The organism is Streptomyces odontomachi (genome assembly GCF_024435355.1).
GTDB lineage: Bacteria > Actinomycetota > Actinomycetes > Streptomycetales > Streptomycetaceae > Streptomyces > Streptomyces odontomachi.
Map to the genome: position 1 here is coordinate 138431 of NZ_JAMJWG010000015.1, position 22187 is coordinate 160617.

At 71.3% G+C, this 22187-nt stretch carries 21 protein-coding genes and 1 tRNA gene; 15 read left to right on the forward strand and 7 right to left on the reverse strand.

What is annotated here, in order from left to right:
* Positions 1 to 150 precede the first annotated feature (150 nt).
* A complete protein-coding gene (locus tag NQO67_RS27975) occupies positions 151 to 588 on the forward strand; it encodes a M67 family metallopeptidase (protein WP_255953059.1) in 438 nt (145 codons plus the stop codon).
* A gap of 120 nt (positions 589 to 708) precedes the next feature.
* Here NQO67_RS27975 and NQO67_RS27980 read toward each other — a convergent pair whose 3' ends face one another.
* Positions 709 to 1692: a PRC and DUF2382 domain-containing protein gene (locus tag NQO67_RS27980; RefSeq protein WP_255953060.1), complete on the reverse strand. Its 984-nt coding sequence runs from the start codon at positions 1690 to 1692 to the stop codon at positions 709 to 711.
* A 402-nt stretch (positions 1693 to 2094) separates the two neighbouring features.
* Here NQO67_RS27980 and NQO67_RS44630 point away from each other — a divergent pair, with 402 nt between their 5' ends.
* From NQO67_RS44630 to NQO67_RS27990, 3 genes are all read left to right on the forward strand, one after another.
* Positions 2095 to 2196 (forward strand): putative leader peptide, encoded by a 102-nt coding sequence (locus tag NQO67_RS44630; RefSeq protein WP_374119173.1) that lies wholly within the window; start codon positions 2095 to 2097, stop codon positions 2194 to 2196.
* A gap of 190 nt (positions 2197 to 2386) precedes the next feature.
* Positions 2387 to 2674 (forward strand): MoaD/ThiS family protein, encoded by a 288-nt coding sequence (locus tag NQO67_RS27985; RefSeq protein ID WP_255953061.1) that lies wholly within the window; start codon positions 2387 to 2389, stop codon positions 2672 to 2674.
* 6 nt (positions 2675 to 2680) lie between these two features.
* On the forward strand, positions 2681 to 3631 hold the full coding sequence (locus NQO67_RS27990; protein WP_255953062.1) for a PLP-dependent cysteine synthase family protein: 951 nt from the start codon (positions 2681 to 2683) through the stop codon (positions 3629 to 3631).
* A 449-nt stretch (positions 3632 to 4080) separates the two neighbouring features.
* Here the strand turns inward: NQO67_RS27990 and NQO67_RS27995 are convergent, their stop codons facing one another.
* Positions 4081 to 4215, reverse strand: a complete 135-nt coding sequence (locus NQO67_RS27995; protein ID WP_374119174.1) for a hypothetical protein — start codon at positions 4213 to 4215, stop codon at positions 4081 to 4083.
* Positions 4216 to 4536: 321 nt separating this feature from the next.
* On the opposite strand from NQO67_RS27995, the gene NQO67_RS28000 reads away from it, so the two are divergent.
* The 4 genes from NQO67_RS28000 to rdgB all read left to right on the forward strand — a co-directional run bounded on the left by NQO67_RS28000 (position 4537) and on the right by rdgB (position 7286).
* The gene (locus NQO67_RS28000) at positions 4537 to 5289 is read left to right on the forward strand and encodes an MBL fold metallo-hydrolase (protein ID WP_255953063.1); all 753 of its coding nucleotides are present in this window, start codon (positions 4537 to 4539) and stop codon (positions 5287 to 5289) included.
* Positions 5290 to 5337: 48 nt separating this feature from the next.
* Positions 5338 to 6078 carry a ribonuclease PH gene (rph, locus tag NQO67_RS28005; RefSeq protein ID WP_255953064.1) on the forward strand — a complete coding sequence of 247 codons (741 nt, stop codon included), beginning with the start codon at positions 5338 to 5340 and terminating at the stop codon, positions 6076 to 6078.
* A 157-nt stretch (positions 6079 to 6235) separates the two neighbouring features.
* A complete protein-coding gene (locus NQO67_RS28010; protein WP_255953065.1) occupies positions 6236 to 6634 on the forward strand; it encodes a hypothetical protein in 399 nt (132 codons plus the stop codon).
* Positions 6635 to 6683: 49 nt separating this feature from the next.
* Positions 6684 to 7286 carry an RdgB/HAM1 family non-canonical purine NTP pyrophosphatase gene (rdgB, locus tag NQO67_RS28015; RefSeq protein WP_255953066.1) on the forward strand — a complete coding sequence of 201 codons (603 nt, stop codon included), beginning with the start codon at positions 6684 to 6686 and terminating at the stop codon, positions 7284 to 7286.
* Positions 7287 to 7699: 413 nt separating this feature from the next.
* Here rdgB and NQO67_RS28020 read toward each other — a convergent pair.
* From NQO67_RS28020 to bcp, 3 genes are all read right to left on the reverse strand, one after another.
* A tRNA-Leu gene (locus NQO67_RS28020) sits at positions 7700 to 7783 on the reverse strand.
* Between the two features lie 118 nt (positions 7784 to 7901).
* A complete protein-coding gene (locus NQO67_RS28025) occupies positions 7902 to 9404 on the reverse strand; it encodes an MFS transporter (RefSeq protein ID WP_255953067.1) in 1503 nt (500 codons plus the stop codon).
* A gap of 234 nt (positions 9405 to 9638) precedes the next feature.
* A complete protein-coding gene (gene bcp, locus NQO67_RS28030) occupies positions 9639 to 10106 on the reverse strand; it encodes a thioredoxin-dependent thiol peroxidase (RefSeq protein WP_255953068.1) in 468 nt (155 codons plus the stop codon).
* A gap of 234 nt (positions 10107 to 10340) precedes the next feature.
* Here bcp and NQO67_RS28035 point away from each other — a divergent pair, with 234 nt between their 5' ends.
* Both NQO67_RS28035 and NQO67_RS28040 read left to right on the forward strand, forming a co-directional pair.
* The gene (locus tag NQO67_RS28035) at positions 10341 to 10721 is read left to right on the forward strand and encodes a DUF3618 domain-containing protein (protein WP_255953069.1); all 381 of its coding nucleotides are present in this window, start codon (positions 10341 to 10343) and stop codon (positions 10719 to 10721) included.
* A gap of 541 nt (positions 10722 to 11262) precedes the next feature.
* On the forward strand, positions 11263 to 11565 hold the full coding sequence (locus NQO67_RS28040) for a GroES family chaperonin (RefSeq protein WP_255953165.1): 303 nt from the start codon (positions 11263 to 11265) through the stop codon (positions 11563 to 11565).
* Here NQO67_RS28040 and NQO67_RS28045 read toward each other — a convergent pair.
* Positions 11556 to 14273 carry a transglycosylase domain-containing protein gene (locus NQO67_RS28045; protein WP_374119175.1) on the reverse strand — a complete coding sequence of 906 codons (2718 nt, stop codon included), beginning with the start codon at positions 14271 to 14273 and terminating at the stop codon, positions 11556 to 11558. The genes NQO67_RS28040 and NQO67_RS28045 overlap by 10 nt on opposite strands.
* A gap of 264 nt (positions 14274 to 14537) precedes the next feature.
* Here NQO67_RS28045 and NQO67_RS28050 point away from each other — a divergent pair, with 264 nt between their 5' ends.
* The 4 genes from NQO67_RS28050 to NQO67_RS28065 all read left to right on the forward strand — a co-directional run bounded on the left by NQO67_RS28050 (position 14538) and on the right by NQO67_RS28065 (position 18460).
* Positions 14538 to 15347 carry an ABC transporter permease gene (locus NQO67_RS28050; RefSeq protein WP_255953070.1) on the forward strand — a complete coding sequence of 270 codons (810 nt, stop codon included), beginning with the start codon at positions 14538 to 14540 and terminating at the stop codon, positions 15345 to 15347.
* Positions 15340 to 16332: an ABC transporter permease gene (locus NQO67_RS28055; RefSeq protein ID WP_255953071.1), complete on the forward strand. Its 993-nt coding sequence runs from the start codon at positions 15340 to 15342 to the stop codon at positions 16330 to 16332. Before NQO67_RS28050 ends, NQO67_RS28055 begins: the two co-directional genes overlap by 8 nt.
* Positions 16333 to 16490: 158 nt before the next feature.
* Positions 16491 to 17462, forward strand: a complete 972-nt coding sequence (locus tag NQO67_RS28060; RefSeq protein WP_255953167.1) for an ABC transporter ATP-binding protein — start codon at positions 16491 to 16493, stop codon at positions 17460 to 17462.
* Between the two features lie 29 nt (positions 17463 to 17491).
* Entirely contained in the window at positions 17492 to 18460 is a 969-nt protein-coding gene (locus tag NQO67_RS28065) for a DUF1707 domain-containing protein (RefSeq protein WP_255953072.1), read from the forward strand.
* Positions 18461 to 18626: 166 nt separating this feature from the next.
* Here NQO67_RS28065 and NQO67_RS28070 read toward each other — a convergent pair whose 3' ends face one another.
* On the reverse strand, positions 18627 to 19982 hold the full coding sequence (locus NQO67_RS28070; RefSeq protein WP_255953073.1) for an SGNH/GDSL hydrolase family protein: 1356 nt from the start codon (positions 19980 to 19982) through the stop codon (positions 18627 to 18629).
* Between the two features lie 889 nt (positions 19983 to 20871).
* On the opposite strand from NQO67_RS28070, the gene NQO67_RS28075 reads away from it, so the two are divergent.
* Positions 20872 to 22086 (forward strand): DUF445 domain-containing protein, encoded by a 1215-nt coding sequence (locus tag NQO67_RS28075; RefSeq protein WP_374119176.1) that lies wholly within the window; start codon positions 20872 to 20874, stop codon positions 22084 to 22086.
* Positions 22087 to 22187 lie beyond the last annotated feature (101 nt).

A 22187-nucleotide genomic window follows, 5' to 3' on the forward strand; every position in this document is an offset into this window, starting at 1 on the left:
GGAGCGCCCGACGAAGGAGGGTCGAGCACGGGCGGCTCCTGGACACCGGCTGAGGCGCCCGGAGGCGAACCGAGCCACAAAAAAGGGGCATCGGCTGAGGCGCCCGGAGGCGAACCGAGCCACGAAAAAGGCAGCCTTATCCTGACGGACATGCTGACCATCACCCAGGCCCTCTACGACCAGATCGTCGCGCACGCGCGCCAGGACCACCCGGACGAGGCCTGCGGCGCTGTCGCGGGTCCGGAGGGCTCCGACCGGCCCGAGCGGTTCATCCCGCTGCTGAACGCCGCCCGCTCACCCACGTTCTACGAGTACGACTCGGGTGACCTGCTCAAGCTCTACCGCGGCATGGACGACCGCGACGAGGAGCCGGTGATCTTCTACCACTCGCACACCGCGACCGAGGCGTACCCGTCCCGCACCGACATCTCCTACGCCAACGAGCCCGGCGCCCACTACGTCCTGGTCTCCACGGCCGACACCGATGGCCTCGGCGACTTCCAGTTCCGCTCCTTCCGGATCATCGAAGGAGAGGTCACGGAAGAGGAGGTACGGGTGGTCGAGGCGTACGACGAGGAACCCGCCTGAGCCCACGGCGTCGGCAAGGCGAACGAACGACGACGACCCGAGGACCGACTCGGACTCGGCCCGACGACGCGACCCAGGGGGGCACAGGCCGCCCCCCTGCCGCACCGGCACCCGGCGTCGTCAGCGGCCGCCACCGCCGGCGCCGCCCCGGCCCTCCGGAGACCCGGGTTCCGCCTCTTCCGGCAGCTCGACGTCGACCTTCTCCTTGCGGACCTGACCGCGCACCGTCTCCTGGTCCGTCCGCTCCTCCACGTTGAGCCGGATCCGCTCCACCGCCACGGTCTCCGTCTCGATCACCGGACGCTCCGCGTGCAGCGTCACCTCACGCTGGTCGCCCTCGGTGATCTCGGACGACATCCCGCCGCGCTCCTGCTCCGAGATCGGCTGGCGCTCGACGCGGACCTCCTCGTGCATGAGCGGCACGGTCTGCTCGGTCTGCTCGGTGACGACGTACTTGCGCAGCCGGGCGTGACCGCTCTCGGTGCGCTCGGTCGAGATGTGCATCTGCTCCTCGGACCGGGTCAGGGCGTTCTCCCACTCGCCGGCGCGCGTCTGCGGGGCCTGTTCCGCGGCGGGCATGCTCGCGGCCCGTTCCTGGACCGGCTCGCCGGCTCGTTCCGAAGCCGCCTCGGCGGGGACGCGGCCGGTGTAGGGCTCCTCGGCCGTCTCCTGGCCCTCTTCCGTGCCCGCCGCCGCGCTGCGGGGCGTGCCACCGGCGGCCGCCATGCCCGCCTCGCCGCCGGCCATACCGGCGTCACGCTGACCGGGCTGCTGCCAGGTCGTGTCCCAGTCGACGCCGTAGTACTCGTACAGGCGGTGTTCTTCTTCGGCGGAGAGGTGGCCCCCTGCATCGACCTGGACGTTCGGCGCGTCCTTGACCATGGCCTTGTCGAAGGGGACCTCCAAGTGGTCCTCGATCAGGCTGGCGTCCCGGATCGGTACGAAGGACTCTCGGGCGCCGAACATGCCGGTGCGCACGCTGGCCCACTCCGGACGGCCGCTGACGTCGTCGAGGAAGATGTGCTTGGCGTCACCGATCTTGTTGCCCTGGGTGTCGTAGACAGCGTGGTCCAGCACGCTGGGTATCTGCTCTCGGGTGATCACTGTCTGCTCCCTCTTCTCGCCGATGTCTCGCTCGTCGGGTCACCTGAGCAAACCGGGTAAAACAGGCAAAGCGAATTAAATGTGTATGTGTGGTGGTGGGGTGGGGGTTGGGCCGGGCCAGGCCGGCGAGGGGCGCCGCGCGGCCCGTGAATGCGGTCACAGTGCGGCCCGGGGAGTCGCGGGATGGGCGGTCGCGGATGCCGGGCGGTCCGGCTCGGGTCGCGGTCCGACGGGTGCGCGGATGTGGCCGGTGGTGCCCGTGACACCGGAGGTGCAGCAGGGGACGCGGCACGGAGTGCGGCCGTGCGTTGCGGCGCCGTTCATCTCACCCAGTAGACCGTTTCAGTTCGCATCATGAGATCACATGAGTGACGCAGGAACGGGAATCGATACGATGACGGCATGGTTTGCTACGACGTGAGCTATCCGACGCCAGGCACGGTGCTGGTGGCGCGGCTGCACGTCGATTTGTGCAGGCTGGCAAGCGCCATCTGTCCGTGCTGACCCCACCGTCACGTCACGCCATGCCCCGCGGCGGCGTGACGGCCGTAGATGCACCGCCCGCCCCGCCCTCAGCATCCTCAGCCCGCGATCGTGCCTGGTCACTCGCCGACGGACGTCCGACGGACAGCCGTTCTGCACCGGCTCGGCTCACTCCGTGCCACCCGCCCGTACTCCCAAGGAGCCCCCAGTCATGGCCATCGAGGTCCGCATCCCGACCATCCTCCGCCAGTACACCGACGGTGCGAAGGCCGTCGAGGGCAGTGGGGAGACCCTCGCCGAGCTCTTCGCCGACCTGGAGACCCGGCACGCCGGCATCCGGGCCCGCCTCATCGACGCGGACAAGGGCGACCAGCTCCGCCGCTTCGTGAACGTGTACCTGAACGACGAGGACGTCCGCTTCCTCGACGGCATCAACACCAAGGTCTCCGACGGGGACAGCGTCACGATCCTGCCGGCGGTGGCCGGCGGTCGGGTCTGATCGAAGATGCGCTACGACTCCCCGCTCGCCGCGGTAGGCAACACCCCGCTCGTCCGCCTGCCGCGGCTGTCGCCCTCCGAGGATGTTCGGATCTGGGCCAAGCTGGAGGACCGCAACCCGACCGGCTCCATCAAGGACCGCCCGGCCCTGCACATGATCGAGCAGGCCGAGAAGGACGGCCGGCTCACCCCCGGCTGCACCATCCTGGAGCCCACCTCCGGCAACACCGGCATCTCGCTCGCCATGGCGGCCCGCCTCAAGGGCTACCGGATCGTGTGCGTGATGCCCGAGAACACCTCGCAGGAGCGCCGGGAGCTGCTCGCCATGTGGGGCGCGGAGATCATCTCCAGCCCGGCGGCCGGCGGGTCCAACACCGCCGTGCGCGTCGCCAAGGAGCTGTCCGCCGAGCACCCCGACTGGATCATGCTCTACCAGTACGGCAACCCGGACAACACGGGCGCGCACTACGCCACCACCGGCCCCGAGATCCTGGCCGACCTGCCCTCCGTCACCCACTTCGTGGCGGGCCTCGGCACCACCGGCACCCTCATGGGCGCCGGTCGCTTCCTGCGCGAGCACCGGCCCGACATCCAGATCGTCGCCGCCGAGCCGCGCTACGACGACCTGGTGTACGGCCTGCGCAACCTCGACGAGGGCTTCGTGCCCGAGCTCTACGACGCCTCCGTGCTCACCAGCCGCTTCTCGGTGGGTAGCGCGGATGCGGTGACGCGTACGCGGGAGCTGCTCCAGCAGGAAGGAATCTTCGCCGGCATCTCCACGGGTGCGGCGCTGCACGCCGCGATCGGTGTCGGCCGCAAGGCCGTCAAGGCCGGCGAGTCCGCCGACATCGTCTTCGTCGTCGCCGACGGTGGCTGGAAGTACCTGTCCACCGGTGTCTACACCGCGGCCTCCACGGAAGAGGCCATCGAGACGCTTCAGGGCCAGCTCTGGGCGTAGCCCCTACGGGGTGCCCCGTAGGGGCGGGGCTGTGTCACTTTGCGGCTCCGCCGCGTGGGCGCGCCCGGCGCGCTTAAAGGGGCGCGGGGAACTGCGCGATCAGCCACGGCGTGACCCTGTGGGTCGTCACCGTCCCGAGGGGGCTGTTTCTGTCGTGTGTCGGCCACCGGCCGGTGGGGGCTGGTCGCGCAGTTCCCCGAGCCCCCTTTTTTTGGCGCCTTCGGCGCCGTCCTGGGGCGGGGGTGGTGCCCTGGCCCACCCAGTAGGGGCGCGGGGAACTGCGCGACCAGCCACGACGAGGCTGTTCGGTCGTCACCGGCCGGCGGGGGCTGTTGCTGTCGTGTCCGGGCCGTCGGGCCGCCGGGCCGGCGGGGGCTGGGCGCTCAGTTCCCCGCGCCCCTTGAGTGGCGCCTTCGGCGCCGTCCCGGGGTGGCGCCGGCCGGGACCTTTCAGGAGCGTGGGGGGCGCCGTCGCCAGCGACGGCGCCGCCTGGGGCGACGTCCGCGCCCCCAGCCGTCCACCACCGTTGCGATCAGCGCGAGCACCGCGACGCCGACGAGCAGGGGCCACCACGACGCATCCATGACCGGGACCGTACCGGCACCCGCCGGGACGGTCGAGGCCGCCGAACCGGTGACGCCGCAGGTGAGTTCCCCCACAACGACCCGCGACGGAGGAGCGACCGGCGCTTTTGCGCCTTACGCTCTCCCCCAGCCCCTTATGGTCCGCGACCGGCTCGGGGGCGCGGGAGACACCGCGAGGAAACGGGTGCTCCCAGACCGTACGACCTCGTCCGATCTGTCAGCTCAGGCCGCTCTGCCAGTTCGTCTCAGAGACTCTCGCCCGCTTGGGATTCTCTGAGTTCCTTCCTCAGAGTTTCTCGCCCGCGCGGAGGTTCCAGCTTCATGAAGCTCACCGTCGTCGGCTGCTCCGGGTCGTTCCCGTCCGCGGATTCGGCCTGTTCGAGCTACCTCGTCGAGGCCGACGGCTTCCGGCTGCTTCTCGACATGGGCAACGGTGCCCTTGGCGAGTTGCAGCGCCACTGCGGTCTCTACGACCTCGACGCCGTCTTCCTCAGCCATCTGCACGCCGACCACTGCGTCGACATGTGCGGTTACTTCGTCGCCCGCTACTACCGGCACGACGGGGGGCGCTGCGCGTCCATCCCCGTCTACGGGCCGGAGGGCACCGAGGCGCGGCTGACGACGGCCTACGGTGACACGCCGTCCGCGTCGTCGATGAGCGAGGTCTTCGACTTCCACACGGTCAAGCCGGGCAGCTTCGACATCGGCCCCTTCACCGTCCGCACGGAGCGGGTGCGGCACCCGGTCGAGGCGTACGCCATCCGGATCGAGCACGGTGGGCGGTCGCTGACGTACTCCGGGGACACCGGGCCCGCCGACGAGTTGGTCGAACTGGCCATGGGCACCGACCTGTTCCTGTGCGAGGCCGCCTTCACGACCGGCAAGGAGAACATCCCCGACCTGCACATGAACGGGCGGCAGGCCGGGGAGCACGCACGCCGTGCACGCGTGCGGCGGCTGGTGTTGACGCACATCGCGCCGTGGACGGACCCGCAGGCCAACCTGGTCGCCGCGCAGAGCGAGTACGACGGGCCCACGACGCTCGCTGCACCGCGGGACGTCTACGAGGTGTGATCCCCCCGGCGGCCGCGAGCAGGGGAAGCGGACCGATACCCTCAGCGCATGTCACGCATCGACGGCCGCACGCCCGACACCCTTCGACCCGTCACCATCGAGCGGGGGTGGAGCAAGCACGCGGAGGGATCCGTACTGGTGTCCTTCGGGGACACCAAGGTGCTGTGCACCGCGTCCGTGACGGAGGGCGTGCCCCGTTGGCGCAAGGGCAGCGGGGAGGGCTGGGTCACCGCCGAGTACGCCATGCTGCCGCGTTCCACCAACACCCGGGGCGACCGCGAGTCCGTGCGCGGCCGGATCGGTGGCCGCACCCACGAGATCTCCCGGCTCATCGGGCGCTCCCTGCGTGCCGTCATCGACTACAAGGCCCTCGGCGAGAACACCGTCGTGCTGGACTGCGACGTCCTCCAGGCCGACGGCGGCACCCGTACCGCCGCCATCACCGGCTCCTACGTGGCGCTCGCCGACGCCGTCGCCTGGGCGCAGCGCAAGAAGCTGGTGAAGGCCGGGCGCAACCCGCTCACCGGCACCGTCTCCGCCGTCTCGGTGGGCATCGTCGGCGGGGTGCCGCTGCTCGACCTGTGCTACGAGGAAGACGTACGCGCCGAGACCGACATGAACGTGGTGTGCACCGGCGACGGCCGCTTCGTCGAGGTCCAGGGCACCGCGGAGGCCGAGCCGTTCGCGCGGGACGAGCTGAACAGCCTGCTGGACCTGGCCGTCGCGGGCTGCACCGAACTCGCGGGTGCCCAACGCGCGGCCCTGGAAGGCGATCAGGCCCGGAAGTAACGACGATCGGGCCCGGAAGTGACAAGACGGGGACGGGACCGGGACGGTAAAAAAGCAACCAAGGCGCACACGGTCGGCGTTCTCACGGGTACGGGGCGTGCGGCAAGTGCCGTGTGCCCGGCCGTGACACCAGGGGATCTTGGGGAGGACCGCCGCCATGGCTCCGCGCCGTCGCCGCACCATGACCGTCGCCGTAGCCGCCCTCGCGGGCGTGCTGTTCGCCACGCCGTTGATGACGGGTTGTGACGCCGTCGACAAGGCCATCGACTGTCTGCATACCGCGGACACGATCGCCGACAGCGTCACCGACCTCCAACAGGCAGTGGAAAGCGCTTCGAACGACCCGACCAAGGCGGACGACGCCCTCGACACCATCGAGAAGGACCTGAACAAGATCGGCGACAAGACCGACGACACCGACGTCAACAAGGCCGTCGACGACCTCCGTACCGCCGTGCACAACGTCCGCACGGCCATGAAGGACGGCGACCACACCCCCGACCTCACCCCCGTCACCGACGCCGCCGGCGAACTGACGAAGGTGTGCACGCCGTGACACCCGGGCCTGCCGGCGCCCCCGGCGGGGCGGCCGCGATACTGAGCACATGACGCGCCTGATCCTCGCCACCCGAAACGCCGCCAAGGTCATCGAACTGAGGGCGATCCTCGCCGACGCCGGGCTCACCCACGAACTGGTGGGCACCGACGCCTACCCGGACGTGCCCGACGTCAAGGAGACCGGCGTCACGTTCGCCGAGAACGCGCTGCTCAAGGCCCATGCCATGGCGCGTGCCACCGGGCTGCCCGCCATCGCCGACGACTCCGGCATCTGCGTCGACGTGCTGGGCGGTGCACCCGGGATCTTTTCGGCCCGCTGGGCCGGCCGGCACGGCGACGACCAGGCCAACCTCGACCTGCTGCTCGGCCAGCTCGCCGACATCGCCGAGGAGCACCGCGGGGCGCACTTCGCGTGCGCGGCGGCGCTGGCGCTCCCGGACGGCACCGAGCGGGTGGTCGAAGGCCGGCTGCGCGGCGTCCTGCGGTACGCGCCGGTGGGCGACGGCGGCTTCGGCTACGACCCCATCCTCCAGCCGGACGGGGAGGGTCGTACCTGTGCGGAGCTGACCGCGTCGGAGAAGAACGCGATCAGCCATCGGGGGCAGGCGTTCCGGGGGCTGGTATCGGCAGTCCGTGACCTCATCGACTGACGTCGACCAGGACACCCCCATGGGGGGCACGAAGTGCCCTTTCAGGGGCGCGGGGAACTGCGCGACCAGCCACGATGCGACCCTGCGGGTCGTCACCGGCCGGGTGGGGCTGTTTCTGTCGTGTCCGGACCACCGGCCGGTGGGGGCTTGTCGCGCCCGCGCGGCGGAGCCGCATATCGTCACAGTCCCGCGCCCCTTATAGGCGCGTAGCGCCTTCCGGCCGGGTGGGGTGGTTTCTGTGGTGTGTGGACAACCGGGCCGGTGGGGGCTTGTCGCGCAGTTCCCCGCGCCCCTATCCCTATAGGCGCGTAGCGCCCTCCCTGGGGGCATGCAATGCCGTAAGGGTGCCGCGGGCCGCGGGAATGGGGCGCCGCACCAAAAATCCCCGCGCCCCCGATGGGGCGCGGGGTTCGTGCGGCCGGAGGGATTTGAACCCTCACGGGGGTTAGCCCACTGGGACCTAAACCCAGCGTGTCTGCCAGTTCCACCACGGCCGCGTGCCATCCCATCGTATCGGGCGCGTCACTGTGGTCGCGCCCATTTTCCCTGCTGGGGCCTCGGGTATCGAGGCCCGTATCGAGGGTCGTATCGAGTGCCGCCCCGAGGGCCGGGCGGTCAGAACCGGGGTTCTGGAGCCTGGGATTCCACCAGCTCGGCGGCTTCCTCGGGGGTGCCCACGGCAGGCGGGGAGCCCTCCAGCGGCTGCTGGGCGGTCTCCGTCATGCACGCCACCGCTATGACGCCGACGAGGGCCGCAGCGGTCACGTAGTAGGCCGGCATCATGGTGCTGCCCGTGACGCTGATCAGCGCGGTGATCACCAGCGGTGTCGTACCACCGAACAGCGACGTCGAGACGTTGTAGGCGATCGACAGGGAGCCGTAGCGCACCTGCGTCGGGAACATCGCGGGCAGCGCCGCCGACATGGTGCCCAGCAGGCACACCAGCGAGAATCCGAGCATCAGCATGCCCGCCACGACGCCCCACGCGCTGCCCGTCCGCTCCAGCAGGAGCGCCGGCACGGAGAGCACGAAGAAGCCCAGCATCCCGGCCATCAGCACCGGCTTGCGGCCGATCTGGTCGTTCAGCTTCCCGACCCGGTTGATGACCAGCATCAGCACGACCATCACGATGATCGGGATCAGCAGCCCCATCGTGGCGCTGTAGTGCAGCTCGTCGGTCAGGTACGTCGGCATGTACGTCAGCAGCATGTAGTCGGTGATGTTGTACGCGAGCACCAGGGCGATGCACAGCAGCAGGGCCCGCCAGTGGTCACGGAAGATGCGCAGCAGGTCACCGCGGTTGGTGGTCTCGATGACGTTGGCGGCCTCCGAGGCGCGGTGCTGCTTCGAGGCGTCCTCCAGGTTCTGGAAGGCGGGCGTCTCGTCGAGCTTCAACCGCAGGTACAGACCGACGAAGCCGATCGGCCCCGCGACGAGGAACGGCACCCGCCACGCCCAGGCCTCCATCTGGTCCGAGCTGAGCAGCAGCGTCAGGACCAGCACGATGCCCGACGCGCCCACGTATCCGGCGAGCGTGCCGAACTCCAGGAAGCTGCCGTACCAGCCGCGCTTCCTGTCCGGGGCGTACTCGGCGATGAAGGTGGACGCACCGCCGTACTCGCCGCCCGTCGAGAAGCCCTGGATCAGCCGGAACAGGATCAGCAGGGCCGGCGAGAAGAAGCCGATCGACTCGTAGGACGGGATCAGGCCGATCGCGAAGGTGCCGATCGCCATCATGATCATGGTGAGTGCGAGCACCTTCTTGCGGCCGATCCGGTCACCCATCGGGCCGAAGACCATCCCGCCGATCGGCCGTACCAGGAAGGAGACCGCGAAGGTGGCGAAGGACGACAGCAACTGCACCGTGCCGTTCCCGGACGGGAAGAAGACATGGCCGATGGTCACGGCCAGGTAGCTGTAGATCCCGAAGTCGAACCACTCCATCGCGTTGCCGAGCGCGGCGGCCTTGACCGCCCTGCGCACCGCCGCCTCGTCGGTGACGGTGATGTCCGTACGACGGAGCGGAGGATTCTTGCGGCGCTTGATCGCGCGAAAGAGCGCACGGTGCCGTTTGAGCGCTGCGGGATCGCCCTCGAAATCGTGACCGTTGACCGCCATGGAGCGGATCCTTCCTCTGCCTACGTGCCGTCCACCACTGATCGATCATGTGGACCTGGTGGTCCGGGTGCGGGACACATGTCTGTGGCATCGGTTGCTCGAAACTCGCGGATGCAAACGAAATCCCCCGTTGAGGGGGACCTTTGTCACAGTTGTACGAGGGTTCGGGCGGGGTACCCGGCGGCGGCTCAAACCTGGTGCACTGCCGCCGCCGGAGGTGTCCGTCCCGGCCGGTCAGAGACCCAGATCCTTGATGATCTTGGCTACGTGGCCGGTCGCCTTCACGTTGTACAGGGCGCGCTCGACCTTGCCCTCCTCGTCGACGACGACCGTGGAGCGGATGACGCCGGTCACCGTCTTGCCGTACAGCTTCTTCTCGCCGAAGGCGCCGTACTGCTCCAGGACCTTCTTGTCCGGGTCGGCGAGCAGGGTGACCCGGAGCTGCTCCTTGTCGCGGAACTTGGCGAGCTTCTCGGGCTTGTCGGGGGAGATGCCGAGCACGTCGTAGCCGGCGCCGGCCAGCAGCTCGAGGTTGTCGGTGAAGTCGCAGGCCTGCTTGGTGCAGCCCGGAGTGAGGGCGGCCGGGTAGAAGTAGACGATGACCTTGCGGCCCCGGCGGTCGGCGAGGGAGACCTCGGTGCCGTCGGCGTCGGGGAGGGTGAAGGTGGGGGCGGTGTCGCCGGGCTGTAGTCGCTCGCTCATGAAGCGTGTCTCTCCTGTGCTCTTGCTCGTACGGCCGTGACCGGTTCCGTATACGAGCCGTGATCGGCCGGGTGGGACGGGTGACCGCCCCGGGCGCACGACCGGCCGAGATGACTTCCGACGAGCGTAACGAGCGACGCGGGGGGTGCCGTGCGGCCCGGGACTTCCCGAGCTGACAGACTGTCCGCCTGACCCTTCCCGAGCTCAGCGAGCGGGGACCCCCACCAGTCCGGTGTGCGCACACCGGATGAACACACGGAGGCGGCAGCGGTGGCGGAAGCGGACGAGGCGGACACCAGGAGCCCCGGACAGATCGAGGCGGACATCGTGCGCCGGCGCGAGAGGCTGGCCGAGACGCTCGACGAGATCGCGGTGCGGGTGCATCCGAAGACGATCGCCGAGGACACCAAGGCCAAGGTGGTCGAGGGCGTGGACCAGACGCTCGGCCGCGTCTACGAGGGCGCGGGGCGGGTGGTGCTCGGCGTGAAGCGCCAGTTCGTCACGGAGGAGGGCGCGCCGCGGCTCAGTCGCGTGGTGCCGGCGGCGTTGCTGGTCGTGGGCGTCGTGGGGCTCCTGACGTTCGGCTCGCAACGGCGTGGTGGGCGTCGCGGGTGACCACACCCGCCTAGGACGCGCTTGGTCGCGCGGGAACCCCGCCGCCGGGTGCGGGGCCCGGTTTTCGGGCGACCCTGCGGGTCGGCGCCGCCCCGGTGGGGTTGTTTCCGTCGTGTCCGGGCCGCCGGCCGGTGGGGGTTTGTCGCGCAGTTCCTCGCGCCCCTTGGTGGGTGCTGCGCGTCCAGGGTTTCCTGCGCCCCTTAGTTGGGGCGTGCGTGCGTCGCAGGGGGCCCTATGTGCCCATTCGCAGGGGCACCCGCGTCGTACGGTGACCACGGGCTGTGCCAAGGGGCGCGGGGAACTGCGCGACCAGCCACGATGAGACCGTGAGGTGGTCACCGGACCCAGGGGAATGTTGCTGCCGGCGCCCGGCCACCGGGGGGCAAGGGGCAGGGGGTGCCCGCGTCTCGAGGGCACCGACCCGCCGGCGCGGCGCCTCGTGGGGGACGGGTAGGTTCGTCGTGTGAGCGCGAAGAGTGAGAAGCATGCGGGCGGCGAGACGGACCGTACCCGTACCCAACACGACAAGCTGCCTATTCGGATGCTGCACGACCGGGTGCTCGTCCGGCAGGACACCTCGGAGGGCGAGCGGCGCTCCGGTGGCGGGATCCTGATTCCCGCGACCGCCGCGGTGGGCAGGCGACTGGCCTGGGCCGAGGTCGTCGCCGTCGGGCAGAACGTGCGCACCGTGGAGCCCGGCGACCGGGTGCTCTACGACCCGGAGGACCGCGCCGAGGTCGAGGTGCGCGGCGTGGCGTACGTGCTGATGCGCGAGCGCGATCTGCACGCGGTGGCCGCCGACCGCTTCGAGGGGTCGCAGGACTCCACCGGGCTCTATCTGTGAACCGTCGGGGGCGCCGCGGCCGGATGGACCTCGGCCGCGGCGCGGCCCGGCGGCGCTGAGCCGCCCGGCGCCCCGGCACCGTTCACCCCGGCGCCCGGCCGCTCCGGTACCGGAAGCCGCTGCTTGCTGTCGGCCGTAGTCGACGGGAGTGCGCCGCCCGGCCCGTCGTCAGCCGTCTGGTCGCCGCCTGGTGCCTGGTGGTCCGGTGGGCGGTGCGGGTGCTGTTCGTCCTGGTGCGACCCCCCGTGGGGCCGCACCTTTCCGTCGTCGCCGGTAGGGAAGTCCTCAGGACGGGGGTAGGGCGCACCGCCGGCACCCAGGCCGTCCGGTCCTTCGCCGGGTACGGGGCTGTCCGTGGCACCGCCGGTGTCGCCGGTGTCCGCCCCGGTCCCGTCGTCGGACGGTGAGTCACCCGGCGACGGGGTGGCGGACTCCTCCGCCTCCGGCTGGAGCTGCAACTCGAAGCTGCGGGCCGCCGGGCCGAGCGCCCTGCCGGTGTAGGCGGCCCAGATCCGCGCGGGGTAGTCACCGCCGTTCATGCGTTCCTCCCCGAGCGCCCCGTACAGCGAGGTGTGCGCGCCGGTGCGCGGGTTCTGGCCCATCACGGCGACGACCGTGGCGAGATCGGGCGTGTAGCCGGCGAACCAGGCCGCCATGTCGTCCTCCGCCGTCCCCGTCTTGCCGGCCGCCGGCCGATCCACGACCTGCGCTTCGGTGCCGGTGCCGCCCTCCACCACGCCTTCGAGGACGGACGTGGTGGTGTCGGCGGCCTCCCGGCTCACCGCGTGCTGGGCCATCCGGCGCGGCAGCGACACGTTCCGGCCGTCCTTGGTGATCTTCTCCACCAGCGTGTACGGCAGGCGGATGCCGTGGTTGGCGAGGGTGGCGTACGCCTGGGCCATGTCGAGCGGGCTGGCGGTGGCGGTGCCGAGCGCGATGGCCGGGCCCTCGGGCATGTCACGGGTGTTCGCCGGCAGCCCGAGCGCGATCGCGGTCCCCTTCACCTTGGTCGGTCCGATGTCCACCGCCATCTGGGCGTAGACCGCGTTGACGGACTTGTCGGTGGCCTCGCTGACGTCGATGTCGCCGTAGGAGTGGTTGTCCTCGTTCTGCGGCGCGTACCGGGCTCCTGACCAGCCCACGACGGGGCGCCGGTCGCTGCCGTCGTACCTGGTGTTCGGACTGATGGGGTCGCCGGACTGGGTGACGGCGCCGTGCTGTACGGCCGCGGCGAACACGAAGGGCTTGAAGGCCGAGCCGACCTGGTAGTCGCGCCGGGTGGCGTTGTTCACGAACTGCTTCGTGTAGTCGACGCCCCCGTACATGGCGATGACCTTGCCGCTCGCCGGGTCGATCGCTGCGCCACCCGCGCGTACGTTGCGGTCCGCCGGGCGGGCCTTCGGGTCCAGGTGGGACAGCAACTCGCGGTCGACGGCGGCGACGAAGGCGTCCTGCTGGTGCTTGCGCAGGGTGGTGGTGATCCGGTAGCCGTGCGCGTGCCGGCCGATGATGTGGTTCTCCGTGAGGTACTGCTTCACGGCCTGCACCACGTAGCCGCGCTGCCCGGACAGGCCCGCCTGCGCCTTGGCGGGCCGCGGCGTGGGGAAGGTCATCCTGGCGCGCTCGGCGCGGCTGAGCCAGTGCTCCTTGACCATGCCGTCCAGGACGTAGTTCCAGCGGGCCATCGCCCGGGGCCGCATCTCGGGGTGTGCCACGACGTCGAAGGCGCTCGGCGCGTTCAGCAACGAGGCGAGGTAGGCGCCCTGAGCCGTGGTCAGGTCGGAGGCGTCGATGCCGTAGTACGCCTGCGCCGCGGCCTGGATGCCGTAGGTGCTCCGGCCGTAGTAACTGCTGTTCAGATAGCCCTGGAAGATGTCACGCTTGCTCTCCTCGCGGTCCAGCTTGATCGCGATGAAGAACTCCTTCACCTTGCGGGTGACGGTCTGTTTCTGGTCCAGGTAGTAGTTCTTCACGTACTGCTGGGTGATGGTCGAGCCGGACTGCCGGCCCTTGCCGTTGACCGTGTTCCACAGGCCGCGGATCATCGCCATCGGGTCGACACCGGGTTCGGAGTAGTAGTCGCGGTCCTCGGCGGCCAGCACGGCGCGCTGCACGGACTTCGGGATGCGGGACAGGGAGGCGTTCTCGCGGTTGATGTCGCCGTCGCGGGCGAACTGGGTCCCGTCGGCGTAGAGGTAGACGTTGCTCTGCGCGGTCGCCGCCGCGTTGGCCGGAGGGATGGCGACGAGCAGGTATCCGGCGATGAACCCGCCGACGACCAGCAGGAGCAGCCCGCCGATGCTCCCGAACAGCATCCGCCAGGTGGGGACGAGCCGGCGCAGGCCGGTGCGTTTGGGGCGCTTGGCCTTCTTCCGCCGCGCCGCCGGCTCACCGGCCGCTCGGCCCACCGACCGGGCGGCCGACACCTCGGACGGCTGTTCCAGGGGCCGGTCCTGGCGGGACCCGCGGGTGGCGCCGAGTCGGGTCGCGCCACCGGGGCGCCCCGGGCCGCCGCGGGCGCCCGGCGCGCCACCAGGGCCCGGGCGCCGGCCGGGTGCGCCGGTACCGCCGGAACGACCGGCGGCCGAACCCCGGCGGCTGCCGCGGCCGCGCGGCCAGCCCCGGCCGCTCCTGCCGCCCCGTCCGGTGTGATCACCGCGTCCCCCATGCCCGGCTGCCCCGCCCCTGTGCTGCGGCTCGTCGTTCATGTCTCGCGGAACTCCCGATTCCAGGCCCGCGCCGCCACCTCGCTGCGCCTGCCAGGCCGTTGCCTGTCCCTTATATGTCATATGTGATGCATGTGCCGTTTATAGCTACGTGCACACTGTCACATCTGAAGATCCGTGCCGGGAGCGTGGCGCGCGGACGGCCGGAAAATCTGTGGCGGGGCTGCGGAACGCCTCCTAAGCTCCTGCATTCGGCCCGAACGGGGGTCGGTGGCGGGGTCGAGGAGCATCGGAGGAGGCGCAGTCGTGCACAGGGGGCGGCTGTATGCGGCGGTCGCGGTGAACGGCTTCCGGCGTTACGCGACCTATCGGGTGGCCACCGCTGCGGGCGTGTTCACCAACTCGGTCTTCGGCTTGATCCTTGCGTACACCTACACGGCGCTCTGGCACGAGCGGCCCCACCTCGGCGGCTACGACCTGACGCAGGCCCTGACCTACGTCTGGCTCGGCCAGGCGATGCTCTCGGTGATGGCGGCGATGGGCGGCGGCTTCGAGAACGAGCTGATCGCACGGATCCGCAACGGCGACATCGCCATCGACCTCTACCGGCCCGTCGACCTCCAGACCTGGTGGCTGGCGAGCGACGCGGGCCGGGCGGTCTTCCAGCTACTGGGCCGCGGGGTGGTGCCGATGGCCTTCGGGGCGCTCGTCTTCCACCTGTCGTTGCCCACCGACCCGATGCGCTGGCTGGCGTTCCTGCTCGCCGTCGGGCTCGGCGTGCTCGTCAGCTTCGCCGTGCGCTACCTGGTCGCCATGTCGGCCTTCTGGCTGATGGACGGGGCGGGCGTGGCGCAGATCGCCGGCCTCGCCGGGCTGTTCTTCTCCGGAATGGTGCTGCCGCTGAACGTCTTCCCCGGCGCCCTGGGCGAACTCGCACGGGTCCTGCCCTGGTCGGCGTTGCTCCAGACCCCGGCGGACGTGTTCCTCGGCGAGCGGACCGGTACCGCGCTGCTCAGGACGTACCTCTTCGAGGGCGCCTGGGTCGTGGCCCTGCTCGCGCTCGGCCGGCTGCTCCAGTCGACGGCCACCCGGCGGGTGGTGGTGCAAGGTGGGTGAGGAGGCGCCGGAGACGCGCCGGGAGAGCGACCAGTACGCCGGAGGCCACGGTGACGGCGGTGACAGTGCCCCCGGCGCGCCGCAGGAGCGTGGGGCTGCGGCGTCCGCGCCCCAGCAGCGTGCGGCGCAGGGGAGTGCGGCGCAGTGGCGTGAGGCGGACGACGATCGGCCGGCCGCCCGGGTCGCGCACGGCCTGCGCTGCTACCGGCTGATCGCCGCCATGTGGATCCGCTCCACCATGGCCTACCGGCTGTCGTTCGCGATGACCACCTTCGGCAACTTCGCCGTCACCGTGCTCGACTACGTGGCCATCCTGCTGATGTTCTCCCAGATCGACGTCCTGGGCGGCTACACGCTGCCCGAGGTGGCCCTGCTCTACGGCAGCGCGGGCACCGCGTTCGGCCTCGCCGACGTGCTGATCGGCTCGATGAACCGGCTGGGGGAACGGATCCGGGACGGCACGCTCGACACCCTGCTGGTGCGCCCCGTGCCGGTGCTCGCGCAGATCGCCGCCGACCGGTTCGCGCTGCGCCGCCTCGGCCGCGTCACCCAGGGCGTGCTGGTGCTCGGCTACGCCCTGGTCGCCGTCCCCGTCCACTGGACCTGGCTCAAGGTGCTGACGGTGCCGATGATGCTGCTCAGCGGCTGCGTCATCTTCCTCTCCGTGCTGGTGGCGGGCGCCGCCTTCCAGTTCGTCGCGCAGGACGCCACCGAGGTGGAGAACTCCTTCACCTACGGCGGCAACGCGCTGTTGCAGTATCCGCCGACCGTGTTCGCCAAGGACCTGCTGCGCGGCGTCACCTTCATCGTGCCGCTCGCCTTCGTCAACTGGCTGCCCGCGCTCTACGTGCTGGGCCGCCCCTACCCGCTCGACCTGCCCCGCTGGCTGGCCGCCGCCCCGCCGCTGGTCGCCCTGGCCGGCTGCGTGCTGGCCGGCCTGGCGTGGCGGGCCGGGCTCCGCTCGTACCGCAGCACCGGGAGCTGACCGTGGACAGCGAACAGACCCTCACACCGGACCCGGCCGAACCGCGGCCGACGGTGGCCTCCGCCGCCCCCGCCGCCCCCGACGCCGCCGCGGCCCCGCGGCTCACGGCCCGCACCCTCGGCCGCGCGGACGCGGACGCCGCCGCCCCCGAACCGCTCATCGCCCTGGACGCCGTGGAGAAGGTCTTCGAGGTGCGCCGCAAGGCCGGGCGGCTACGGCGCGAGAAGCACCGGGTGCGGGCGGTGGACTCGCTGTCGTTCACCGTGCAACGCGGCGAGATGGTCGGCTACATCGGCCCGAACGGCGCCGGCAAGTCCACCACCATCAAGATGCTCACCGGCATCCTCACCCCGAGCGGTGGCCGGCTACGGGTGGCCGGTATCAACCCGGCGCGCGAGCGCACCCGTCTCGCGCGCCACATCGGCGTGGTCTTCGGGCAGCGCACCACCCTCTGGTGGGACCTGCCGCTCATCGACTCCTACCGCCTGATGCACCGCATGTACCGCATCCCCGACGCCCGCTACCGCGCCAACCTGGAGCGCTGCGTCGAACTGCTGGAACTCGCCGACCTGCTGGACGTACCGGTACGGCAGCTCTCGCTCGGCCAGCGGATGCGCGGCGACATCGCCGCCGCCCTGCTGCACGACCCCGAGGTGCTCTACCTGGACGAGCCCACCATCGGCCTGGACGTGATCTCCAAGGCCCGGGTGCGCGGCTTCCTGCGCGACCTCAACGCCGAGCAGGGCACGACCGTGCTGCTCACCACCCACGACCTGACCGACATCGAGCAGCTCTGCCAGCGCGTCATGGTCATCGACCACGGCCGGCTGATGTACGACGGACCGCTGAGCGGGCTGCACGAGACCGGCGCGAGCGAACGGATCCTGGTGGTCGACCTGGAGCGCGAGCTGCCGCCCATCGACACCGAAGGCGCCGCGCGGGTGGTGCGCACCGAGGGGCCGCGCCAGTGGCTGGCGTTCCCCGCCGAACAGTCGGCAGCGCCGCTCGTGGCGCGGATCGCCGCCGCCTACCCCCTCGTTGACCTCTCCGTACGGGAACCGGACATCGAGGCCGTGATCGCGAAAATGTACGGCGGTCGGGCGGATGACATGGGCGGGGCGGGCGACTGACCGGTCCCGCACCTCGTAGGCTTGCCGGTATGACGGATGCCGTTCCGCCCGGGGGAGCACCCGGGGAGATACCGCAGGGTTCCCCGGCAGCGAGCGAGGGCCACTCCGGCGCGTCGGGCCACGACCACCTGCGCGCCTCCGACGCCGACCGCGAGCGGGTCGCCGAGCGCCTCAGGGACGCCATGGCCGAGGGCCGTCTCGACATGGCGGAGTTCGAGGAGCGGCTGGACGCCGCCTACCGCGCCCGGACCTACGGCGAGCTGGTGCCGATCACCCGCGACCTGCCCGAGACGGGCGGCGCCGCGGCCGGTGCGACACCGGTGCCCCTGACCAAGCCCGCCGCCCCGGCCGGCAGCGAGGCCAACTGGCCCGCCCGCATCGGCGCGGCGCCCACCTCGTCCTGGGCGTTCGCGTTCTGGAGCGGCTTCCAGCGCAAGGGCCGGTGGACCATCTCGCGGCTCTTCTCCGCGTTCGCGATCTGGGGCGGCGGCGAGATCGACCTGCGGGAGGCCTCCTTCGAGGACCGCGAGGTCACCATCCGGTGCTTCGCGCTCATGGGCGGCATGCAGGTGACGGTGCCGCCGGAGCTGAACGTGCACATCTCCGGCATCGGCATCCTCGGCGGCTTCGGCGCCCACCACGGCTTCGACGAGGTCGGCCACCCGGACGCGCCCGTGGTGCACATCACCGGCTTCGCGCTGCTCGGCGGCGTGGGCGTGGAGCGCAAGCTGGCCCGCGCCGAGAAGCAGCGCCTGAAGGAGGAACGCAGGCGCTTCAAGGAGGACCAGAAGCGTCTGAAGGGCGAGCGCCGCGCGGAACTCGACGACGACGACCGCTCCCAGCGGGAGCTGGAGGGCCGCCGAGAGGATCGCTGGGATCGTCGCGCGGATCGCTGGGAACGCCGGGCGGACCACTGGGGGCGGCGCGAGGCGCATCGGGAGCGGCGGCGTGATGCGCGGGCGCAGCGGCGGTTCGGGCACCGCCGCTGGGACGATTAGGGGATTTCGGCCTGGCGGCCGGCCCCCTCTCCAGGGTGCCCCATTGGGGCGGTGGCGAACTGCTGGTTCGTTGTGGCTGGTCGCGCGGTTGCCCGCGCCCCTATCCGGCGCGGCTCCTGCGGAGCGCGCCCTTTGGCGGGCGCGGTTCCTCTGGCGGTATCCGACTTCAGAGCGTTGCCGACGCCGAACCCTTCAGGGTGCTGAGGTTGAAGACGTCGGCCATCTTGAAGTAGCCGGCGTCGCTGGGGTGCAGGTGGTCGCCGGAGTCGTACTGGGGGCGCAGCTTGCGCGGGTTGTACGGGTCGCGCAGGGCGCGGTCGAAGTCGACGAACGCGTCGAAGACGCGGCCCGTGCGGATCTGCTGGTTCACCGCCTCCCGGACCGATTCGAGCCGGTTGGTGTAGCCCAGGTGGCCGCCGAACGGCATCAGCGTGGCGCCGACCACGCGCAGCCCGTGCGCATGCGAGCGGCGGGTCAGCTCGCGCAGCCCTTCGACGATCCGGTCGGCGTTGGGACCCTGCGGGGAGTGCAGGACGTCGTTGACGCCGACCGCGACGACGACCGCCTTCACGCCGGTGCGGTCCAGCACGTCCCGCCGGAAGCGGGTGAGCGCGTTCAGGTTCGCGGGCGGGCGGCCGGTGCCGTCGGTGAGGATCCGGTTGCCGCTGATGCCCTCGTTGGCGACGCTGTAGCGGGGGGCGCCGTTCTCCTCGCGCAGCCGGGCGGCGAGGTGGTCGGTCCAGCGGTGGTTGGCGCCGGCCGTGGACGTGATGCCGTCGGTGAGCGAGTCGCCGAGCACCACCACCGTGCCGTCCGCTTCGTTGCTGAGCACGTCCAGCGCGGTCAGATAGCGCCAGGACTCGATGCGCTGCGTGTACGCGTAGGAGTTGGGGTCCTCGGTGTGGTCGCCGACGGCGGCGTAGGAGACCTGGCGGGCGTGCGCGTGGAAGGTGACCGCGCCGGACCCTCCGGACGAGTACGTGCTGATCAGCAGGTCCGACTCGGACGGTATCCGCAGCGGCAGGGCGTCGCTCACTTCCTGTTGCCCGGCCGGTATCACCACGGACCGCCCCCCGTTGAAGGTGAGCTGGTGCAGCGTGCCGGGTGCCGTCGCGGGGCTGTTGGGCGCGGCGGCCAGGGCGAGCGTGGCGTGCGTGATGGTCAGCGGCTGCTGGCCGTACAGGTTCGACAGGGTGACTCGGGCGCCGGTGCCGCCGGCGGTGCAGTGCACCACGTTCCGTACCGTGCGGTTGGTCAGGCCGGTGAGCTCGGTGCCGGGCTCGGGCCCGGTGGGCGACGCGGACCAGGACGTGACCCAGGTGCCCGCGGACGCGGGGGCCGCCGTGTTGTGGTGGGTGGGGTGCGGTTCCGCCATGGTGTTCCGTGCATTGTCTCCCGCGCCGGAGACGCCGTAATAGATGGCCGACGAGACCCCGACGACCACGGCGAGCACCGCGGCGAGCATCGCCCCGTTTCTCACCCGCGGCTCCCGCCCCGGTCTCCCGGCGTGACGCTTGGTCATGCGGCGTGTGTCTCCTCGGACAAGGGGAGCCCGAGGCTCCGGCTGTCGTGAGTCCCCATGATGCGGCATGGGGAGTCAAGGGGAACGGACCGCCCCCGCCAAGAAGGACGACGAGAACTCGGCACGCGTTCCGTAAGTGTGACGACGACTAGGCCCGGTGGCACGTCGCGTGCGTCACATCAGGCGGCAGGCCCCCCGAAAGGGCGTCGGATGCGTCTTGAGGGGCGGGGGTAGGGCGGCGCAGGAGCGACCGTCCGACCGGGCGGCGCCGCTGGGCGGGTTCCGGGGAATCCCGGGTGGTCGGGTGGGGGATTGGGGGAACGCCGGGCGGGTGAATCGGGGGAGGGGGCACCTGGGGAAGGGACAATACGGTGAAGCCCGCGGGGGCCGAGTGAACTCGTGGGACGCGTGGGAGTAGTCGACGGGAGCGTAACGCGGGGATATGAAACGGGACGGGAGCGGTCCGGGGCCGAACGCCGGCGCGGAGCCCAACGCCGACGAGGAGCCGAACGCCGGCGGCAAGCGGGGTGCCGATGGCGAGCCGGGTGCCGATCGGCGGACGGGCGGAGCCGCAGGGCGACCAGGCGGGGCCGAAGGGGCGGGCACGGGGGCAGATCGTGGGGCCGGTGGCGGCCGGGAGGCTGGGGCCGGCGGTGCCGCGGGCGTCCCCGCAGTCCGGGGAGCCGCGGGCCCGAGCGGCACCGGGGAGCGTGGCGGTGGCCTGCCCGCCGGCGCCACCGCTCCGGGTCCACGGGACGGCGCGATGGCGCCCGGACGGGGCGTGGGGACGCCCGGCCGGGGCGCGGGGACGCCCGGACGGGGCGCGGGGACGCCCGGACGGTTCGCCTCCGGCGTCGCGGACGAGGAACGCCGGCGCGGTGTGCGGCGGATGAAGACCACCGCGACCGGCATGCTGCTGCTCGTCGCGCTCGGCTATGTGCTGGCCACCTGGGCCAAGCACACCGGCGCCGGCACGTGGGCCGCCTATCTGGCCGCGGCCTGCGAGGCGGGCATGGTCGGTGCCCTCGCCGACTGGTTCGCGGTCACCGCGCTGTTCCGCCACCCGCTCGGCCTGCCCATCCCGCACACCGCGATCATCCCCAACAAGAAGGACCAGCTGGGCGTCTCGCTGGGCGAGTTCGTCGGCGAGAACTTCCTCTCCTCCGAGGTGGTGCGGGCCCGGCTGCGTGCCGTCGGCATCGGTGCGCGGCTCGGCGACTGGCTGGCCGCGCCCGCGCACGCCGACCGGGTCACCGCGGAGCTCGCTGCCGCCCTGCGCGGCGCGCTCACCGTGCTGCGCGACGCCGATGTGCAGGCCGTCGTGGGCGAGGCGATCAACCGGCGGGCCGCCGCCCAGGAAGTCGCCCCCGGCATAGGCAAGCTGCTGGAGCGGATCGTCGCTGACGGAGGCCACAAGCGCGTCGTCGACCTCGTGGTGGCGCGCGCCCACGACTGGCTGGTGGTGCACGCCGACTCCGTGACGGACGCCGTGCAGGGCGGCGCGCCCGGCTGGACCCCGCGCTTCGTCGACCGGCGCGTCGGCGACCGGGTCTACCGTGAGCTGCTCCGCTTCGTCACCGAGATGCGTGAGATGCCCGAACACCCGGCGCGCGAAGCCGTGGACCGCTTCCTCGGCGACTTCGCCGCCGATCTCCAGGCCGACACGGACACCCGGGACCGGGTGGAGCGGCTCAAGGGCGAGGTCCTGGCCCGTTCCGAGGTGCAGGACCTCATCGCCTCCGCCTGGAGCGCGCTGCGTTCGATGCTCGTCGCCGCGGCCGAGGACGAGCGCAGTGAGCTGCGGATGCGGGTGCGGACCTCGTTGCTCTCGCTGGGCTCCCGGATGTCCACGGACGGGCGGCTGCGGAGCAAGGTCGACGACTGGGTGGAGGACGCGGCGGTCTATGTGGTGACCACCTACCAGAAGGAGATCACCGCTCTCATCACGGACACGGTGGCCGGCTGGGACGCCGTGCAGACCTCTCGGAAGATCGAGGCCCATATCGGCCGTGACCTCCAGTTCATCCGGATCAACGGCACGGTGGTCGGCTCCCTGGCGGGCCTTGCCATCTACGCGGTCTCGCGGGCACTGGGCGCCCCCTAGGGACGTGCGGGTGGTGTGGCGGTGGTGTGCGGGCGTGCCCGGTTGGAAGAACACGCCCGGTGACGGACAGCGCACCCCGGATAAAGGCGCCGGACCCGGGG

Excerpts from the sequence above, each read along its gene's own strand:
- NQO67_RS27975 (WP_255953059.1), top strand. The coding sequence starts at position 151 with ATGCTGACCATCACCCAGGCCCTCTACGACCAGATCGTCGCGCACGCG.
- NQO67_RS44630 (WP_374119173.1), top strand. The coding sequence starts at position 2,095 with ATGGTTTGCTACGACGTGAGCTATCCGACGCCAGGCACGGTGCTGGTG.
- NQO67_RS27985 (WP_255953061.1), top strand. The coding sequence starts at position 2,387 with ATGGCCATCGAGGTCCGCATCCCGACCATCCTCCGCCAGTACACCGAC.
- NQO67_RS27990 (WP_255953062.1), top strand. The coding sequence starts at position 2,681 with ATGCGCTACGACTCCCCGCTCGCCGCGGTAGGCAACACCCCGCTCGTC.
- NQO67_RS27995 (WP_374119174.1), bottom strand. The coding sequence starts at position 4,215 with ATGGATGCGTCGTGGTGGCCCCTGCTCGTCGGCGTCGCGGTGCTCGCG.
- NQO67_RS28000 (WP_255953063.1), top strand. The coding sequence starts at position 4,537 with ATGAAGCTCACCGTCGTCGGCTGCTCCGGGTCGTTCCCGTCCGCGGAT.
- rph (WP_255953064.1), top strand. The coding sequence starts at position 5,338 with ATGTCACGCATCGACGGCCGCACGCCCGACACCCTTCGACCCGTCACC.
- NQO67_RS28010 (WP_255953065.1), top strand. The coding sequence starts at position 6,236 with ATGGCTCCGCGCCGTCGCCGCACCATGACCGTCGCCGTAGCCGCCCTC.
- rdgB (WP_255953066.1), top strand. The coding sequence starts at position 6,684 with ATGACGCGCCTGATCCTCGCCACCCGAAACGCCGCCAAGGTCATCGAA.
- NQO67_RS28025 (WP_255953067.1), bottom strand. The coding sequence starts at position 9,404 with ATGGCGGTCAACGGTCACGATTTCGAGGGCGATCCCGCAGCGCTCAAA.
- bcp (WP_255953068.1), bottom strand. The coding sequence starts at position 10,106 with ATGAGCGAGCGACTACAGCCCGGCGACACCGCCCCCACCTTCACCCTC.
- NQO67_RS28040 (WP_255953165.1), top strand. The coding sequence starts at position 11,263 with ATGCTGCACGACCGGGTGCTCGTCCGGCAGGACACCTCGGAGGGCGAG.
- NQO67_RS28045 (WP_374119175.1), bottom strand. The coding sequence starts at position 14,273 with ATGAACGACGAGCCGCAGCACAGGGGCGGGGCAGCCGGGCATGGGGGA.
- NQO67_RS28065 (WP_255953072.1), top strand. The coding sequence starts at position 17,492 with ATGACGGATGCCGTTCCGCCCGGGGGAGCACCCGGGGAGATACCGCAG.
- NQO67_RS28070 (WP_255953073.1), bottom strand. The coding sequence starts at position 19,982 with ATGACCAAGCGTCACGCCGGGAGACCGGGGCGGGAGCCGCGGGTGAGA.
- NQO67_RS28075 (WP_374119176.1), top strand. The coding sequence starts at position 20,872 with ATGAAGACCACCGCGACCGGCATGCTGCTGCTCGTCGCGCTCGGCTAT.